At 45.5% G+C, this 18,311-nt stretch carries 16 protein-coding genes; 2 read left to right on the top strand and 14 right to left on the bottom strand.

Annotated features, from left to right (window positions below; translation table 11 throughout):
* Positions 1–3: 3 nt before the first annotated feature.
* From QZT80_RS22560 to QZT80_RS22505, 12 genes are all read right to left on the bottom strand, one after another.
* Positions 4–789 carry a glycosyltransferase family 2 protein gene (locus QZT80_RS22560; protein WP_295127629.1) on the bottom strand — a complete coding sequence of 262 codons (786 nt, stop codon included), beginning with the start codon at positions 787–789 and terminating at the stop codon, positions 4–6.
* Positions 782–1,420 carry a DapH/DapD/GlmU-related protein gene (locus QZT80_RS22555; protein WP_295127627.1) on the bottom strand — a complete coding sequence of 213 codons (639 nt, stop codon included), beginning with the start codon at positions 1,418–1,420 and terminating at the stop codon, positions 782–784. The genes QZT80_RS22560 and QZT80_RS22555 overlap by 8 nt, the downstream gene beginning before the upstream one ends.
* Positions 1,398–2,321: a polysaccharide pyruvyl transferase family protein gene (locus QZT80_RS22550; RefSeq protein WP_295127624.1), complete on the bottom strand. Its 924-nt coding sequence runs from the start codon at positions 2,319–2,321 to the stop codon at positions 1,398–1,400. The genes QZT80_RS22555 and QZT80_RS22550 overlap by 23 nt, the downstream gene beginning before the upstream one ends.
* Position 2,322: 1 nt before the next feature.
* The gene (locus QZT80_RS22545) at positions 2,323–3,582 is read right to left on the bottom strand and encodes a hypothetical protein (protein ID WP_295127621.1); all 1,260 of its coding nucleotides are present in this window, start codon (positions 3,580–3,582) and stop codon (positions 2,323–2,325) included.
* A 9-nt stretch (positions 3,583–3,591) separates the two neighbouring features.
* Positions 3,592–4,725: a glycosyltransferase family 4 protein gene (locus QZT80_RS22540; RefSeq protein WP_295127618.1), complete on the bottom strand. Its 1,134-nt coding sequence runs from the start codon at positions 4,723–4,725 to the stop codon at positions 3,592–3,594.
* Between the two features lie 14 nt (positions 4,726–4,739).
* The gene (locus QZT80_RS22535) at positions 4,740–6,251 is read right to left on the bottom strand and encodes an MATE family efflux transporter (RefSeq protein WP_295127615.1); all 1,512 of its coding nucleotides are present in this window, start codon (positions 6,249–6,251) and stop codon (positions 4,740–4,742) included.
* Positions 6,252–6,344: 93 nt separating this feature from the next.
* Positions 6,345–7,442, bottom strand: coding sequence for a GDP-mannose 4,6-dehydratase (gmd, locus tag QZT80_RS22530; protein WP_295127612.1), 1,098 nt, complete (start codon positions 7,440–7,442; stop codon positions 6,345–6,347).
* A 41-nt stretch (positions 7,443–7,483) separates the two neighbouring features.
* The gene (locus QZT80_RS22525; RefSeq protein WP_295127609.1) at positions 7,484–8,431 is read right to left on the bottom strand and encodes a GDP-L-fucose synthase; all 948 of its coding nucleotides are present in this window, start codon (positions 8,429–8,431) and stop codon (positions 7,484–7,486) included.
* Between the two features lie 12 nt (positions 8,432–8,443).
* Positions 8,444–8,974, bottom strand: a complete 531-nt coding sequence (locus QZT80_RS22520) for a UpxY family transcription antiterminator (protein ID WP_295127606.1) — start codon at positions 8,972–8,974, stop codon at positions 8,444–8,446.
* 179 nt (positions 8,975–9,153) lie between these two features.
* Complete coding sequence (locus QZT80_RS22515) at positions 9,154–11,505, bottom strand: polysaccharide biosynthesis tyrosine autokinase (protein ID WP_295127603.1); 2,352 nt, start codon at positions 11,503–11,505, stop codon at positions 9,154–9,156.
* Positions 11,506–11,587: 82 nt separating this feature from the next.
* Positions 11,588–12,388 carry a polysaccharide biosynthesis/export family protein gene (locus QZT80_RS22510; RefSeq protein ID WP_295127601.1) on the bottom strand — a complete coding sequence of 267 codons (801 nt, stop codon included), beginning with the start codon at positions 12,386–12,388 and terminating at the stop codon, positions 11,588–11,590.
* Between the two features lie 153 nt (positions 12,389–12,541).
* Complete coding sequence (locus tag QZT80_RS22505; RefSeq protein ID WP_295127599.1) at positions 12,542–13,231, bottom strand: response regulator transcription factor; 690 nt, start codon at positions 13,229–13,231, stop codon at positions 12,542–12,544.
* A 354-nt stretch (positions 13,232–13,585) separates the two neighbouring features.
* On the opposite strand from QZT80_RS22505, the gene QZT80_RS22500 reads away from it, so the two are divergent.
* Together QZT80_RS22500 and QZT80_RS22495 are read left to right on the top strand one after the other, a co-directional pair.
* Positions 13,586–14,638, top strand: a complete 1,053-nt coding sequence (locus QZT80_RS22500; protein ID WP_295127597.1) for an ATP-binding protein — start codon at positions 13,586–13,588, stop codon at positions 14,636–14,638.
* Positions 14,639–14,655: 17 nt separating this feature from the next.
* Positions 14,656–15,030, top strand: a complete 375-nt coding sequence (locus QZT80_RS22495; protein WP_295127595.1) for a response regulator — start codon at positions 14,656–14,658, stop codon at positions 15,028–15,030.
* Here QZT80_RS22495 and QZT80_RS22490 read toward each other — a convergent pair.
* Together QZT80_RS22490 and QZT80_RS22485 are read right to left on the bottom strand one after the other, a co-directional pair.
* Positions 15,014–16,441, bottom strand: coding sequence for a capsule assembly Wzi family protein (locus tag QZT80_RS22490; RefSeq protein WP_295127592.1), 1,428 nt, complete (start codon positions 16,439–16,441; stop codon positions 15,014–15,016). The two genes, QZT80_RS22495 and QZT80_RS22490, sit on opposite strands and share 17 nt — an antisense overlap.
* A gap of 198 nt (positions 16,442–16,639) precedes the next feature.
* Positions 16,640–18,223 (bottom strand): hypothetical protein, encoded by a 1,584-nt coding sequence (locus QZT80_RS22485; RefSeq protein WP_295127590.1) that lies wholly within the window; start codon positions 18,221–18,223, stop codon positions 16,640–16,642.
* Positions 18,224–18,311: the final 88 nt, after the last annotated feature.

Genomic DNA, 18,311 nt, shown 5'->3' with positions numbered 1-18,311 from the left:
GATTTAGAACTTCGTGCCTTTGTAAGTCATCTTTTTATAAATACCGCCCAGGTTAACCAGCTTCGCATAAAACTCATACACCGGCCATAATGCGCCCGAACGTTTTAATTCCAGCTGCTCCATTACACGACCATGCTCCACGATCATCTTATCCGTTACAGATACCGAGAACGAGGCTCCATGCAAACGATACTCGCCTAACGGGTGCGGGATGTAAGCTTTTTTAACAGAAGGGTCGAGGCAGATTTGCAGCAGGAACTTCGAGTCGGCTACATATTTCAGCGAACTGTCGAAGCCGCCGGTTTTAAGGTAGATATCGCGCGTCCAGAAGGAGCTTTGCTGGGCGAACGGCACGCGGCAGATCTCTTTGATCGCCTTGTATCCGAAGTTTACACCCTTATACATGAATATCACATCGCCCGTTTCGTTGATGTAGTTAACATCCCCAAAAACCAGGTCGCATTTTTCCGTTTCGAATTTGTGTACCACCTGTTCCAACGTATATGGCAGCAGCCTGTCGTCGGAGTTGATGTAACACATATAATCGCCGGTAGCCCTTTCGCAGCCTTTACGCAGGGCATCGTACATACCTTTATCTTTTTCAGAGATCAGTATATCCGGCTGTTGTTTATGCGCCTTCACTACTTCTACCGTATTATCCGTAGAGGCACCGTCAATCACGATCAGTTCGATATTTCGATAGTGCTGATTATAAATACTGTCCAGCGTTTCGCTGATAAACTGCGCCCCGTTGTATACTGGTACTATGATGGATACTTTCTTAGACATGCTCAACATTTTTTCTATACTTCTTAATCACTGCAGGGTTGCCTGCTACAATCGCCCATTCGGGAACATCCTTGGTTACAATAGAACCCGCAGCCAGTATGCTGTGCGATCCGATTTTTACACCAGGCAGGATAGTTACTCTTGTACCGATCCACACGTCGTCGCCAATCACCACAGGCTTACGTGGTGTAGCACCCTGCTCGCGCATCGGGATATCTGTACGGGAGAAATTATGTCCGCCAGAGAGAATAGTTACTTCCGGACCAAACATCACATCGTTCCCGATTACCGTATCATTGCCGATCCAGCAGTTTTCATTGATGCCCACATAATCGCCCACCACTACATGACGGCCACTGCCGAAACGTACATTGCGGCTGATCTTTAAATCTCTTCCGCTGCGCAGGAATATTTTACGGGCGAAGAAGGTGCGTAAAGGCTGTGCGATCACCCCGAGCGGCCGCGGAGGGTCCGGCAACCAGATAGCCAGGCTGTAATAGAAGTAAAGGCATATACCTTTATACCAGGAAATATTGGTACGCTTCAGAAAGTACAGCGGATTATCGCGGTACGTTTTTACACGACCGGTTTTCTCGTCGCGCTTTTCCTCAAACAGTGGTTCGGCAATCATATCTTTCTTTATTTATAGAGGTTTTCACCTGTTCAGCTTTTTCAAACATCCGGCTGTAAATGCGGTCGACCGTTTCATCGTCGGACAGGCTAAAATTGCGGATGCCGGCCAACTGTTGCATCAACTCATCTTTTACCACTTTCTTTACCAGGAACTCTACGTTCACGATATTGGCCGTTAGCTTTTTCGCCCAGTTGTTGAGGGCCGATTTGCGATAGAGCTTTACGTGCGTGGTATCGGTTTGTACCTGACCAATAGAGTATAACCAGTCCATCCATTTAAATTCCGATACGCCACTCCCTTCTGTGTAGGGGGTGGTAAGGACGAAGCGGCTCCAGGGCACCCGCAGTATATCTGCGATGATGGCGCCGTGCATAGCCTCGGTTATAATGTATTCTGAAGCGGCAATTTCGCGAAGCGTTTCTTCAATACCATTTTCCGCCTGCGGCGAGATGTAATGGAAGCCGAGCTTATCGCAAATGGCCTGCCAGTTGAAGAACTCCAGCGATTTAAAATAAGGGATCACACTTACTTTGTATTTCTTCGGTGTGTTCACATATTCGCTGTAATCGTCCATCATACCCAGGCCGTAAGCAGCATCTGCTATGTATTCGTGTTCATTATTAAAGTAGTTGGAAGAAAAAGGACCACGCAGGAATTTTACATCCCAGGTAGGATCGAATTTAAAAGCCTGGTACGAAGGGCGAACGCCGGTACCAAATACGATCTTACGTTTCTGCTGCAGGTCTTTGAACAGCGGGGAATCTTTACACAAAATGGAGCCGATACCCACAAAGGCATCACCGTTGCGGTGAGCAGCACCAAAAAATTTGGGCCATAACCAGGCATTCAGATCATCTCCAAAATTCCCTTTCGCATCTTTATAATAAATATAATCCATATCAATATCCGTGTTTTAATGGGTCTGGTAATTCGGTTAATTCCATCTCATCGTAATCTTCCTCTTCATCATACACAAAGTCGTAGTACGAACTGAGAAGGATAGCACCTGTAGCGGGAATGCTGAAGCGCAGTTGCTGGAAAGGCGAAAAGGCAAATGCCCATACCAGTCCGATCGTGAGAATTACAATTACCGGGTATATCGCAGCGTTTTGTGCGTTGCGTATTAAAAAGAAACCCATTTTCAGTAAATAAATGAGGATGAGCAGTACCGCTACAAAACCTCCTATGCCGCAGTTAATCCAGGCGCCCAATAGGATGGAGTGACTTGGAATAAGGTAATCGGAATCTGCCACCTTGTTAGCGTTAAACTCCTCGTCGTGGAACATGAGTAGTATCTGGTAGTACTTCAGCGTTTTATCAGTTGCCCAGGAGCCATGTCCGAAATAAGGTTCATCGTTAATAGCGGTTACGGCGGCAAATGTTTCACCGCGGCCCGTCATTAGCAATTGCAGCGGATTGTAAGGATTTGCCACACGTTGCATTTGTGTACGGGCGTGGTCGCCACCAATCTGGCCATTCAACACCCCATCAACATAAAACACATATGCGATCTGGAAAATAACCAATGCCACCAGCGAGAATAAAATCACTTTTGCCCTGGTAATTTCCACTTTACGATTAAAGAAGTAGATGATGATGGCTGAGAGGAAAAACACCACGCCCGTAGAACGCGAGTCGAACGCGAGGCAGGTAAGGCTATACCCAAACAGCACTGCCAACACCGCATTCAGGTTATTCCGTTTATAAAAATAAGCTGCCAGTAAATATACCATTGACGACAGGATGGGCACCATCTTGAACTTAAAGTAAGTCATGTCCGAATCCACAATGTCATCTGTATAAAAAACATTTTTAAGCATGATGAGGAAGAAATAGAACATGATGTCGTTATACCCCCTCAACACTTTAAACAGCACAATAAACGAAAGGATACAGATAATAATGGAGGCCCATCCGCGGAAGTAATTAGCCGGGGAGTTGTGTACGATAAACAGATCGGTAAAGACCTGGAACCCGAGCAGCAATATAAGCGCCATTATAATCTTTTTCAGGTAGGGATACACCGAAAAGTCCTCCTTATCGAACATAAAAGGCGTAGCCAGTACCACCAGTACTTCGCTAAGCCTCATTTGCCCGATGAGCGAAACGTTCACGGTGCTGAGCAATGTATAAAGCGCTATTTTAATCCTGTTCCACATATCTGTTCCCTAATGAATGGTATAGCTGATTACGTCGCTAATTCGTTTTTTGTTTACGGTGGCGCTGTATTCCTTCATAAAATCCTCCTTCAATGCATCTCCCTTCTGATCGCTGCCGGTAAAGTTGTGAAGCGCCTCTTTAAATTCAGCAGCCGTATCGGCCACTATAAAATTGTTGCTTAACACCCCTTCCACACCGCGTGAAGTGCTGATGATGGGAGTATTAAGCGCCATTGCTTCGAGGCATTTTAAGCGGGTACCGCTACCATGCAATAGAGGAATGACTACACCCTCCGCCATGGCGATATATTGTTTTACATCCGGCACCTTGCCAGTTGCACTTACATTCTTCCAGTTATCCTGGCCTGTTATCTGTTTCAGCGCATCTTCAGAATCGCGGCCTACTAACAGCAGTTCATACTTAGCGGCCAGTGCATCATCCCAAACTTCCTGCAGAAACCAGCGAAGCCCCTCGCGGTTCATGTACACCGCGAAATTGGCCGTCATTACCAGCAGTCGCGGTTTACGAACGCTGGCAGAAATATATTCACGCTCGTCCAGGAAATTGGGTATTACAAAAACCTTGTCGCGGGCAATAAACTGCTGATGATAGGTTTTATCATGATCACTCACCACCAGTACAGCCGCTGCTTTTTTGAAAAAGCTACGCTCATGCAGTCTTTCCAGGCTCACGAGTTGGAACTTGCGGATTTTCATCAGCAGGTTGCGGGCAGGCAATTGTTTGGAAATTTCGGGTTGCGCATTGTGCGTACCGAGGATGACTTTAATATTGCGGGCGGTGAAAAAGTCGATGTAATGGCCTACATACCCATAATCCAGCAAAGCAATATCGATCCTTGTATAACCGCATATCTGTTTAAATACCTGTAAAACGTGGGCCGATTTTTTAAAGTAGTGGCTGCCGGTCAGCCTTTCTTCCAGCGTAAGCGGTTCGTCGGGGTGCGTGTAATATGTTACGTTCTCGAGACTGTACGCTGTAAGGTCGGCCTGCTCCTCGTTACGTATAACGGCAAACACACGATGGCCTAACTCCGACAATGCTTTAAGCAAATAGTAACTCCGGAGTTTTTCACCGCCGTTTTGCGGGAAAGGTGAAATATGGGTGAAGAACAGGATGTTCATACTAGCTAATTCATTTAAAACTTTCTGCCCGCCATTACCATTGCAAAGCGGGGATTAATTTTCGACAGGCCCTTTACGATTACTTCTCTCATCTTCTCCAATTCATACGTTGTGAGGCCTAAGTAGCGCATGAGTATTACGATAGACAATACGCTAACTGCACATGTAAGGAACAACCTCAACCAACCCTCCGGCAGCAACACCAGTGTAACCGAAGAAATACAGGCGGCCAGGAAAATGGGCAATACAGCACTGATCACTACCTTCTGCATATACTCATCTACCTTTAGTCCGATTAGTTTCCTGCCGGCCATCATGCGGTAAACGCAGGCAACCGCCTCCATTACGGCTGCGGCCACTAACACCGACTGAGGCGGCAAACCCATCCTCAGTAACAAATAGGCTAATGGCAGGTTAAGCAGTAATAATATACTCACCGTTACCTGGTACGCCCCAATACGGCCAACCGACTGTACACCTACCTGTATACCCTGCGACAATTGGTTTATGAGTGTGGCCACAAGTATAAGGCGGCAAAACACCACGGTATATTCAGGCACATCCTTAAGCCACAACTGCAGGATAAAAGGCATTTCTATAATACCCGGTATTGCAAAAAAGGCGAGCAGGGAAAAGGAGAATTTACTGGCGATCATGGCAAGTCTTAACATCCTTTCACGATCTCCCCTCCCTTCGCTTTTTATGATCTGTGGGTTGAGTGACTGGAGCATTGTAACCGAAAAGAAGCTTAACTGTGCGTTTACCTGGTTGGCAATTCCGTAGGCTGCATTTACCACGGTGCCGAAAAACACATTCAGTATCATCGCTATTCCCTGGTTCCTTCCTACCACACTTACCGCTCCAAACATATTCCATCCCCCATAACCAAACATTTCCTTTAAAAGATCTTTACTGAAGTACCGTTTAATGCGGAGGCGTGTTTCTTCGTATTTCGCGACGCAATACAAACGTTTTATCACGAGCATCGCCACGGTAATGGCTGCGGAGAACGCGGCGAACAAAATCAGTTTGTCCGACCGGGCGTATAAAAGATAGATGGCTACCCCGAGTTTGAGCAGCGTTTCCAGTATACCGGTAATAGCTACCAGCATCATATTTTCCCTGGCGTTAATCACAGCATCGTAAGGAACCGAAATAACCGTAAAAAAGGCGCTCACTACCATCAGGTGAAAAATTACCCTGGCGGCGTAAAGCCTTTCTGGCGCAATGTTCAGCACATGGTTGAACATGTAATACCCTGCAATTTCAAAGATCAATACCAGCAACAGCCCTAAAATGAAATGCAATAAGGCTGATGAATTAAACACCTTTCTCAGTTTTTCCTCATCGCCGCCACCGAGACTGTAACTCATGTAACGTTGCGTGGAAAGTGTCATTGCCATGTTCACGAAAGAGAGCATAGCAATGACGCCACTGATAAGATTGAAGAGGCCGAAATCATTTGCACCCAGCGCATTCAGTACCAAACGGGTCGAGTAAAGCGAAATCACAATTGTGATCAGCATTTTTCCGTATAAAGTCCCGGTATTGATAACTACCCTGTTAGCTGCCTGCACTGTTTATCTTTTAATTCTTTAAATCGTCGTTCGTAAATCGGCTTATCCTATTAAATGCTCAAACTGGGCCACTTCTTTTTTACGGAATACTTCCACATCCGCCGCCATCATTTCTTTTACCAGGGCAGGCAGGTCGTATTTAGGTTCCCAGTCGAGTTTAGTTTTTGCTTTTGTAGGATCACCGATCAGCAATTCCACTTCAGTAGGGCGGAAGTACTTAGGGTCTACGGCCACCACTTCTTTACCGATAGGCAAAATGAATTCCTTGTTACGGCAGGCAGCTACTACGGCTGTTTCGTTTACACCCTCACCAACAAAAGCCAGTTCAATACCAACTTCATTAAAAGCCATTCTCACAAAATCGCGTACAGGTGTTGTTATACCCGTTGCGATCACGAAATCTTCCGGTGTATCCTGCTGTAATATTTTCCACATTGCTTCTACATAATCCTTTGCATGTCCCCAGTCGCGGCGGGCATCCAGGTTACCGAGGTACAGTTTATCCTGCAGTCCCAGTACGATCGCAGCAGCAGCGCGGGTAATTTTACGGGTTACGAACGTTTCGCCACGCAGCGGACTTTCGTGATTGAACAGGATGCCGTTGCAGGCAAACATGCCATAAGCTTCGCGGTAGTTAACGGTAATCCAGTAGGCATACAGTTTAGCTACTGCATAGGGACTACGTGGATAAAACGGCGTTGCTTCGCGCTGTGGCACTTCCTGTACCAGGCCATACAGTTCAGAAGTACTTGCCTGGTAAATGCGCGTTTTCTTTTCCAGTTTCAGGATGCGCAGAGCTTCGAGTAAACGCAGGGTACCAATACCATCGGCATTGGCTGTATATTCAGGTGTGTCAAAACTTACGTGTACGTGGCTCATAGCGGCGAGGTTATATATCTCGTCCGGCTGAGTTTCCTGTATGATACGGATCAGGTTAGTACTATCAGTCATATCGCCGTAGTGCAACTTGAACCTTACATTTTCATCGTGAGGGTCCTGGTAGAGGTGGTCAATTCTTTCTGTATTAATCAGGGAAGCACGACGTTTTACGCCATGCACCATATAACCTTTTTCAAGTAGAAGTTCTGCGAGGTAAGCGCCATCTTGTCCGTTCACACCGGTAATTAAAGCAACTTTCATGGGTGTATCTATTTTATGTTTTGTTAGTTTGGATCAATGTTTTAGTAAGTAGCCAGCGGGAAATGCGCTTTTTTCAGGAAGTGGGCATAAGCCAGTCCAACGCCCTTTCTCAGATCAACGCTGTGTTTCCAGCCCAGACCATGCAGTTTGGCTACATCCATGAGTTTACGTGGCGTACCATCGGGTTTGGATGAATCAAAAACGATTTCGCCTTCGTAGTGTGTAACATCTTTTACCAGCTCAGCAAGTTCCCTGATGCTCAGGTCTTCACCCGTGCCAATGTTCACCAGTTCCCTTTCATCATAATGCAACATCAGGAATACGCAGGCATCCGCCAGATCGTCGGCATACAGGAACTCACGTTTAGGTGTGCCGGAGCCCCATACAGTAACCGTAGGTTTATCTTCCGCCTTCGCTTCGTGAAACTTGCGGATGAGCGCAGGCAGCACGTGTGAGTTTTCCGGATGATAGTTGTCACCGATGCCGTACAGGTTGGTAGGCATTACACTGATAAAGTTGCAACCGTACTGATCGCGGAATGCTTCGCACATTTTGATGCCGGCAATTTTCGCGATGGCGTACGGTTCATTAGTTTCCTCCAGCGGACCGGTAAGCAGGCTTGTTTCCTGCAACGGCTGCGGGGCCAGGCGGGGATAAATACAGGAGCTGCCCAGGAACATCAGTTTTGTTACGCCAGATTTATAGGCGGCATAAATGATGTTGGCCTCCATGATAATGTTATCGTAAATAAAGTCAGCCCGGTAGGTGTTGTTTGCGTGTATGCCGCCCACTTTGGCTGCGGCCAGGAACACGTATGCAGGCTTCTCCGTTTCAAAAAAGGCATTTACATCTGCCTGGTTACGAAGGTCCAGCTCTGCCGAACTGCGGGTAACAATATTATTATAGCCCAGTGCGTCCAGTCTTCTGCAAATAGCGCCTCCCACCATGCCACGGTGGCCTGCCACATAAATCTTATCGGTTAGTTTCATGTATATTATCTATTAGGAATTTGAAAAGAGGTTTTCTACCACATCCATTTGTGTTTCTGAAATAGCCAGTTCTCCTGTTGGCAAAGTGGCAATCAAATGGAATCCCATGCTATGCAGGGTAGCTTTAACCCTGCGTTTGCTTACTTCCACCAGCCTGCGCTGCCGTAGTGCGGGCACGTCGGTAACATCGTTGCGGCGAATGGGGAATTGTTCAAGTTCCACCGTTTTAAACTCGTCCATGAAACGTTTGATCATATCCACCTCGTAGTCTGTGATCGTGGCGGGCTTTCCTAGCCAGTACACGAAATTCACGATGCCTTCGGTTTGGCGTACCGCCTGCATCTGGCGCTCAGAAATACGCACAAAAACATACGATTTGAAAAGAGGTTCCTGGACAATCTTTTTTCTATCGCTCCACTGACTTTCAACCTCGTTAAGCGGGCAATAGCTTTCAATGTTCTTACGGGCCAATAAACCAGCCACTTTTTTCTCACATCTCGATTTGGTATAAACTGCATACCATGCAAGCGGTTCGTGATGCATAAGGTTCTTTTTTATGGTTATCAAATCCGGGGTTTTCACAACGTGGAGTTTAAAAGGCGGGAGGCACTTAGAAAGTGCAGGTTTTCAATAACTTTTGTGTCTTATCTACTGGCATGGCTTCGCCTCTTCAGTCCCATGTACACCATGTTACCGAACAATAAAAGCCAGTCGTTTTCTATTTATAAATTGAAAATACCTTTGATAAAGCTCTTCGGCTTACCGTTCTTTTTCTTCCGCACTTCTTCAGTATAACCGTAGCCATATCCGTAGGAGTGACCTTGTACGCTGTTAACCTTTACACCGTTGAATACGATGTTAAGTTTACCCAATTCTTTACTTCTATACAGATCGTCTATTTTTTTCAGGTACAGTCGTGGTGTAACCTGGTGGCGCGTTACGTAAAGTGTTGCATCGGCAAACGGCGCCAGCAGGCGGGCGTCCGATACAAGACCTACGGGCGCAGTATCGATAATTACATAATCGAACATTGTTTTCAGGTGGCGCAGCATCTCTTCCAGTCTACCGTTCAAAATAAGTTCGGTAGGATTAGGAGGTATTACACCAGCAGGAAGAATATAAAGGTATTCGTTACCTTCTACCTGCCTCAGCATGTCAGATATATTTGTACGGCCTACCAGGTAGTTTGTAATACCCGGCTCGCGTGATACCTTCATCATTTTGCTGATCATTGGTTTGCGTAAATCAAACTCAAGCAGCACCACTTTTTTACGGATCAGCGAAAGGCTTACCGCCAGGTTCACTGATATGAAGCTTTTACCTTCACCGGAAATTGATGACGTAACGAGTAAGGTTTTATTATCACCGTTAAGGCCAATGTAGGAGAGCGAGGTACGTAGTGTACGGAACTGCTCGGCTACCAGGCTTCTTCGCCCATCCGCAATTACCACGGCATCATTGCTGTCGTCGTAGAGTATCTCGGCTACAATAGGCGCTGATGTAACTTTTTCTATATCCGAACGCGAAGTCAGTTCGCGGTTCATCATATCTTTTAACGTGATAAAGGCGATCACCAGCACAATACCTCCTGCCAGGGCCATCACAATCACCATTGAGCGGCGTGGACTAAAAGGCCCGGACTCCGGCTCGGCTGCGTCTACAATACGGTTATCAGATACCGCTGCAGAATAAGCCAGCGCCGTTTCTTCACGCTTCTGCAGCAGGAATGTGTAGATCGCGGCTTTAATTTCCTTCTCACGCCCCACTTCCACCAATGCTCTTTCCTTGGCAGGCACAGAGCGAAGCATGCTCATAAAGCGACCGTTATCCGATACCAGCTTCTGACGGCCGGCGTTAAAGTTTTCTCTTAAGCTGTGTATGTTTTCTAATATGCTTGGCGTTAGTTTCTCTACCTGGCGGTTCAGCGCCTGTAACCTGGGGCTGTTTTCACCGGTGGTTTTCCTCAGCGCTTCAATCTCCATTTCCGTCTGGTACAATTTGCTCAGCAGTTCCATCATCACCGGGTCCGAAATTCCCAGCGTAGCCGGTACAATGCTTTGACCACCCGTTTTACCGCTAACATGCCGTTCAATGGCATCCAGCACGGAAAGCTGCATAGACGATTCGCTTAACTGGCGGTCGTTTTCCTGCACACTTTCCAGGAACAGTTTACTTTGCTCGCTGATATCTACTATGCCTGAAGCCGTTTTAAACTGCTCTACTTTACCTTCAACAGTGCTCAGTTCTTTGGTTACTATCTCCAGGCGTTTGTTCAGGAACTCCATGGTGCTGGCGGCCAGCTTGTTCTTATCTTTAATAGAGGCGGCAGTGTATACCTTCATCAGCTCGTTCAGTACATCCTGACCTCTGTTGGGCACTATATCTGTATACTCCAGGTTAATTACAGTAGCCATTTTAGAGATGGGCGTAACCTTCAGGCGCGACATAAACTCCTGCGTCATTTGCCTTTCATTTACGATACGCACATGATAAATTTTATCATCCTTTACACCAGGCAGGGCAGTTATTTTCATTTTGCCCCAGGGAGTACTTACCGTATCGTTAAGCGGGTATGCTTTATTATTGAGTATCACTTTACCCTGAGATGCGAGCAACTGTAAAGGCACTTTCTCCGGCACAGCCGACATAATCCTTTCCGGCTCCAGGAACTGTAGTTTTACAGGACTATAGTCGTAGGCCGGAATATTACGTATCTGCCCTTCTTCGTAAACATCTGCAAACAGGTTGAGGTTGCGGATCACTTCGCGGGCAAGTGTGCGGGAAGTCAGTATCTGTATCTCGTTTTCAATATTCTTCTTCGAGCCGAACAAGTCCATTTCTGCGAGAATATTGGATTCGCCCAAGTCCTTCTGTTCGTCTTTCACGAGCAGGGTTGATGATATCCTGTATACCGGGGTGGCATACCTCAGGTACAACAGTGCGGCGCCTACCGACAGCGCGGCAACTATCAGAAACAACGGCCAGTAAGCCAGGTAACGGTAGCGTATGAGCGCTACCAGGTCAACCTTCTCATCGGGTTGCGATTGCTTATTATGTGCGTTAACTTTTTGCATGGGTCGTCCGATCCATTAATATATGGTTTCTCTAATATGGTTTCACATCATTTATCCAGGGCTATTTTCTCTGCCAAACTGTTTATAACAGCCTGTCTATAACAATCACCAGTAGCGATAATCCGCTCATCACGATCGGCAAAATCTGCCTGCTTCTTTCCGCGCTCGCTACTTTCGATTTATTGGGTTCTACATATACTATATCATTTGACTGGAGATAATAATAGGGGGAAGTAAAAATACTTGCATCATTAAGATTAAGACGCTTCACTACTTGCTTCCCTCCGGTTTCACGAATTACCAGTATGTTATCTTTTTTACCGTATATCGTAATATCGCCGGCCATACCAATGGCCTCCAGGATAGTAATCTTTTCATTCGTTACATTCACTACTGTGGGCTTGGCTACTTCGCCCAACAAGGTTACTCTGTAGTTAACAAAACGGATACTTACAACAGGATCTACCAAAAGCTTTTTATCTGTTAGTTCATTCTTTAATTTTTCGGTTAGTTGCTTCTTCGTTAATCCCTCTGCCTTTATCTCTCCCAGCATCGGGTATTGTATATTTCCCTGCTGGTCTACCAAAAACCCCGCAGCGGGTGCCGATGATGCGATGCCTGCAGCAGGTGTGCCTGTGGCGCCTGCAGAATTAGGCACGTTGTATATGATAGTTTCTTCCGGGTTTGCGCTGTTCACGTTAATCTGAAGGATGTCGTTCTTTTGTACCACCGGCTCATAATTGGCAAAGGCGGCATTAAGCGAAGTGTCATTCAGGTTGTTAAAATAAACTGCATTTTTAGTGCTTACACAGGATGAAAAAATCAATAGCGTCAATAAGATCGTAATTCCGTGCTTGAGGTTTAATTCCTTTGTCGAGAGCATTTTAATGGTGTTTAATCGCTTTCACGATGACTATTCTCACGTTTACAATATTAGTTCAAAGTGTCAATCGCAAATATTACTTACTACAGTACAAAAACAAGTTATCGGGTGCGGGGCACTACTAATTATAGTAGTACGCCTATCCAACGTACTTTATACCAATGCCATACACATTAGCAACTGAACAGGCAAAAGCAATACCACGGCCGATGTAAAGAGGTTGTTAGACCAGATACGGGATATGAGTTCCGACTTGGAAGCCACGTTCAATTTCTGGTAAACCTTCTTCAAATGTTGATTAATAGTAAACACCGTCACAAAAAGCTTGTCGGCCATCTCCTTATATGAGTAGCCTTCTTTCAACAAAGTGAGTAATTCGTACTCACGTTTCGTCAATCTGTCCCTCACACTTTCAAGCGGATCTTTATTTATATGATTGATGAGTAAATGTGCCGCTTTGGGAGAAAGCGTACCACCCTGGTTTACCGTATCGAGTATAGAGTGATAGATCTCCATCAGCCGGCTGGTTTTAATAATATAACCGCTGGCCCCTTTCATTATAGATTCGATTACATACTCTTTATCATCATGACCGCTCAGCACTACGATCTTCGCATCCGGAAAGGCTTTCTTGAGATCTTCCATGCCCTCGATGCCCGATTCGCCAGGCAGCGATATGTCAAGCAAAATCACTTTCACTTCAGGGTCCTTATACGGAAGTTCCCGGAATTCTTCAATCGATCTGCAGGAAAAAACTACACGGCATTCCTGGAAGTCTTCAAGAAACTCCTTGTAGTTATTCAACTGAAAATGATTATCTTCTATAATGCCAATGTTGATCATATAACGGTTAACACCAATTGAGTTTTCTCTAAAAAAATGGTTTACTGATTTAGTCCTTCAACAAAAATAAGTCCAATTTTTGCGGTCTATATACTTTATAACTCCAATCGTTGATGAACAATTAATATATAGTTAACATGACTGGTCTTTTTATCAACCTATTATCAAATCAAAAAATGAATAATATAAAATATTATATGTTTCGTCCGTGCAATAAATACCCCAACAATTCTGTTTTAATTTCCCGGATGCAATGTTTAACTTCACGAAAGAAAAACCATGCACTGCGAGTTTCAGGGCACAACTATCCGGAACCATGTCTTAAGTATCCCTGTTTGAAAACCTTTTTCGAGAATGAAGTCAGATAACCATATCAAGGTGAATGCCCTCCTTAACGGCATCAAAGAACCCGTACTGCTAATCGACCCTCAGGCACAGATTATTTTGAAGGCCAACAAGCCTGCACGAATGGTGTTTGGGAATGATGAAACAGAAAAACTTGCCGGCCAGTCGTTACAAACGCTGTATGATGGCACGATCTTTTCTTTTACCGAGTCCATTATTATTAACGGCGCCAGAAATGGACGGAAAATCAAACTGGATTTCAGACTTAGCACATTGAAAATCAACGATCAGGAAGTGGTGTTGGCGATAGGAAGAGAGATAGAAAAACAACAGACACTTAAAGAAAAGCTGAACCTGCTGAAGCAGGAAAAGGCGGTGCAGGAAATGAAGGCAAACTTTATTTCGATGACTTCTCACGAGTTTCGTACACCGCTTACAGCCATTTCTTCGTCGGTGGACCTGCTGGAAACTAAGCTCAAAATGGATGAACTGATGAATGCTTTTTACCAGCATAACATCACTAAAATTTCCACCGAACTTTTTAACCTGACCAATATGCTGGACGAGATTTTGACGCTAAGCAAGATCGTGTCCGACAACTATGCTGTAATAAAAAGTGAAGTTAATGCGGAAGAAGTTGTAAATTACTTACGCGAACAATATTTTTCGGAACGAAAAGACGGTCGCACCCTACAGGTGAAAAGTACCGGCACCCCGAGAGATATTTACGTAGATAAAAACCAGCTGTCTAAGATTCTTACTAACCTCATCAGCAACGCCTTTAAATTTTCCACAAAAGGAGACCCCTCCATAAAACTGAACTACCAGGAAAAGAAACTGGTTGTAAAAGTGTGCGATACAGGTATTGGTATTCCTGCAAAGGATTTACCCAACCTCTTTTCTTCTTTTTACCGCGCCAGCAATGCCGACAATATCGAAGGCACCGGGCTGGGACTGGTAATTGTTAAAACGTTCGTTGAATGTAATAACGGTACCATTAGCGTAGACAGTGAAAAGGATAAAGGCACCACTTTTACACTTGGATTCAAATACAGACATTAACACTAAAGGCCACCGAAATGACACACACCATTTTACTGATTGAAGACAACCTCGGTATTTCCGAGAACATGAAAAGCCTGCTGGAGTTGCACGAATACGATGTACTCACTGCCAACAACGGGGAAGAAGGCGCCAACATTGCCCGGCAACAGCGGCCCGACCTTGTGATAAGCGATATTTACATGCCTGAAGTAAACGGTTATGAGTTGCTGGAAATGTTTTCGGAGCATGAAGAAATGCGCGACATCCCTGTTATTATGCTCAGCGCCCATCACGAAATGGATGATGTAAGCCTGGCCATGAGCAAAGGCGCAGCCGGCTATGTTACCAAACCATTCATGTTCAAGAATCTGCATGCCACTATCAAACGCGTACTTAACGCCCGGCATTAATTAACCACTGCACCCCCAACATAAATCCCACGTTATCTGTAATGTCCCCAAAGTCGAAGGCTGCTGCCGCATTAAGCGACAGGCCCGGCACCGGCATTTTATACGTCACCTCCTGTAAGGTGTAGAACTGACTCATTGATGGCAGCGGACCATTATACGTTCCATAGTTCTTCGTATACGTAAACATTGTTTTTGCAGCAACACTTTCACCAAAGCTATAACCACCCGCCAGGTGGAAACCCATCACCCTGTTATTAATGATGTTCCACCCCACGCCGTTAATATCGTCTTTGTGATCGTTCCAGTTAAACGGTTTTATATTGTCGAAGTAGTGACTGCCTCTCGTGCGGTTAATAAACAGCGGCGTACCAATAATCCGGCTTTGATACTCCCAACCGGTGAGGTATATACCATTATTATAATAGCTCTCCCGCACATTCAGCGGATAAAAGTCGTTCATCTGTTTAGTGTAGATAAATTCGGCGGTGAGCTTTTTCAAAAAACTTCCTTCATTCTTATTGACGTACATCAAACCTATCAGTCGATCGATATTGCGGATGTCGATACCCTGGCCGGTTTCAAAAGGCACCTGGTTATAGAGTCGCACCAGCATGCGTTCATCTTCCCAATCTATACCACCTTCCAGCACTCCGCGATGATCGCCAGGGCGGTTTGGCAGAATACTATCGCTATTCACCGTTCCATCGTCGCCCTGCTTAATAACCACTACGTTGAGGTAATCGCCAAAACTGCTCCTGATCTTTGGCAAATCGGGCCGATTACCACCCCAAACAGCGTAATGTTGTAAACCGCCCCAGAACTTCAGGCGCTTCTTTCCCAAACGTACATACAAGTTTTTCTCGTGCAGGTAAGCACTTCTAATGTACTGATCGCGCCCCATCCAGCCATGGCTGAACTGGCCTTTAAACTGAACAAAACCTTTCGTGTAAGGCACCTCAATGTAGTCGGCTATAGCCAGGCTTAACTTGGGTATAGGCAAGGCATTTCCGCTCACACCCAGCGAGCCGCTGGACAAGTCTTTATCCATCTCTCCAATTATTTCCTCGTACCTGCCCGCACGAAATTCCAACTTACGCCATCCCGCTTTCACGTATCCCTCTTCCAGCAACACATCGCGAAAGTGATTATTATTATAAAGGCTAACGCCATAATTGATATAAAAGTCGTGCTGTAACTCGTGCTTATTCGTTAAACGAATAAAAGTGGACGCATCGGCCTTCTGGTCGGTAATAGTACCAAAACGTTTGGCGCCCATCCATAGTGGCTGATAGTCTTTTGTAGCAACAGTACCATTAGTACCAACCCTGATTTGCAGGGAGTCGGAGAACTGCGCATGAGCGCAAATGGAAAAGAGCAACAATAATGTTGTAATTAAAAAGGGCTGCTTCATACGATTTGGTGGTGTACGAGTGCAAGTTTAGGTCAATCTGCGTTAACGGCACGCTACTTAAATAAGTATAAAAGCCGTGGGATTGATGATAATCAATACTTAATGTAGTTGGATTCATGGAAGGGGCTGGTAAGTTAAAAAAAGTAAGGCCCGGTTTAAACCAGGCCCGTGCATACTTTATCAACCATTATAAATCTCTTACTGGGGCGTCATCCAAACGAGGCGTGCAACGCGACGATTGCTGTCATCTATTTTAACTGTTACATAAATGTTGCGATCTGCATCATAGGCAGAAATTGAAAACATCGCCACGTTGTTTACATACACATTATTCTTTCCAGGCGCGTCCAGCACAACATTACGGGCAGGCATTACTTCGCCGGCCAGTGGATAATAAAACGCGTCACATTGCTGTATATCGCTTATCACACTGAGCTTTCCTGTTTTTACCTTCTCCGTATTTTCATGCGAATCATTTAACAGGATATATTGTTTGCTGCCACCATCGATGTAAGCAAAGGTTTTATAAGTGTCTGCAGAAGTAATCATCTGTGCGGCGCTTTCGCGGCTCGCATGGTGAAATTCACGCATTCTTACTCCCGGCAGATAGTGTTTTTTAGGAATGAAGTAGTTACCGGTTTCGCTTCCAGCTTTGTCGAACATCACTACAGCTATATTTCCGGCATTCGTATTGGCTTTCATCATTCCATTCTGACGCTGGATACTCATGTCTTCCAACTCTTCCCAAACAATGGAGAAAGATCCGTCTTTATTAATAAAAAGATCCTGTGGTACGCCTTCGTACACACGTTTTTTACCGAACACCTCTACACTTTTTTCGCTCGCTTTTTCGGGGAATACCATGCGCGCGCTATCTGTAGCCTGCGTGTTTGCCCCTGCCATTCCCAGGTAAGTAAAGCGTTCCTTTTTACGCGCACCGGCTGCCACAATAATATATTGAGCGGTAACAGGGTTGTATTTCATAATGACGCCTTCGGCTTCCAGGTTCACCGGAAATTTAAGCGGGCGAACCACCAGCGGAGGATTACCTTTTTGTAAAGTAGCCATTACCAGCTCCCGGTTTTCCTGCCCTTCCTGCGAAGCACGACCCAGCAGAACTACCTTCTCGCTACCATTTACGGCCATGTCCCAATAACCGAAGTCGCGGTACGGACCGCCGGCAGTATTAAAGAAAGCACGGCTCAATTCCTGGTGGGCAGCACTGAAGTACATTACTTCCATTTGCTGCGCCTTTTCGGGTGCATTAGGATCTATTTTTACGATGGCGTAATCGCCTGTAAGCGGATCGTTTTTGATGAAGAAGTCGAGCCGGCCGGTATTAGTCATTAAACTATTACGGAGTTGTGTGGGGTTGAGTTTAGTAAGCGACAGCAGCTTTTCGTCGCGTTCCAGTTTGGCGGAGGTGCCATTAATTACCAGGCGATGTAACACAGGTGCCTTTTCCTCCAGTTCACTGACCAGTAATGTGGCGTTACCATCCGTTTCGAAAACCGCATCAATGCTGCCACGTTCGAGTTTGCCGTACGAAGCCGTTACCGCCTGCTGTAACAGAAGTTTGTGACCCGCATCATATAATTGAATATCAATACCACCCTCCATAGAAAACTGCAGGTACATGGTATGGCCGTTCCTGAACTGGAGGATACGGGCAAATCCCTGCTCCGGCTCCTTAAAGTCGGCGCCTTCTGCAATGGTTGTGAACTGTGCAAACGTGGTAAACCGCACGCAAAGCAGCATGCAAACGATCAGGGTTCTTTTCACGGTTTTCATAGGTATTAGACTCCAAATATATAGAATTTTACAATATATAGTAATAAATATTTATTCATCCTTTATTCACACTCAAATT

Source organism: uncultured Chitinophaga sp., from assembly GCF_902168175.1.
GTDB lineage: Bacteria > Bacteroidota > Bacteroidia > Chitinophagales > Chitinophagaceae > Chitinophaga.
This window is presented reverse-complemented; position numbering and strand designations above follow the sequence as displayed.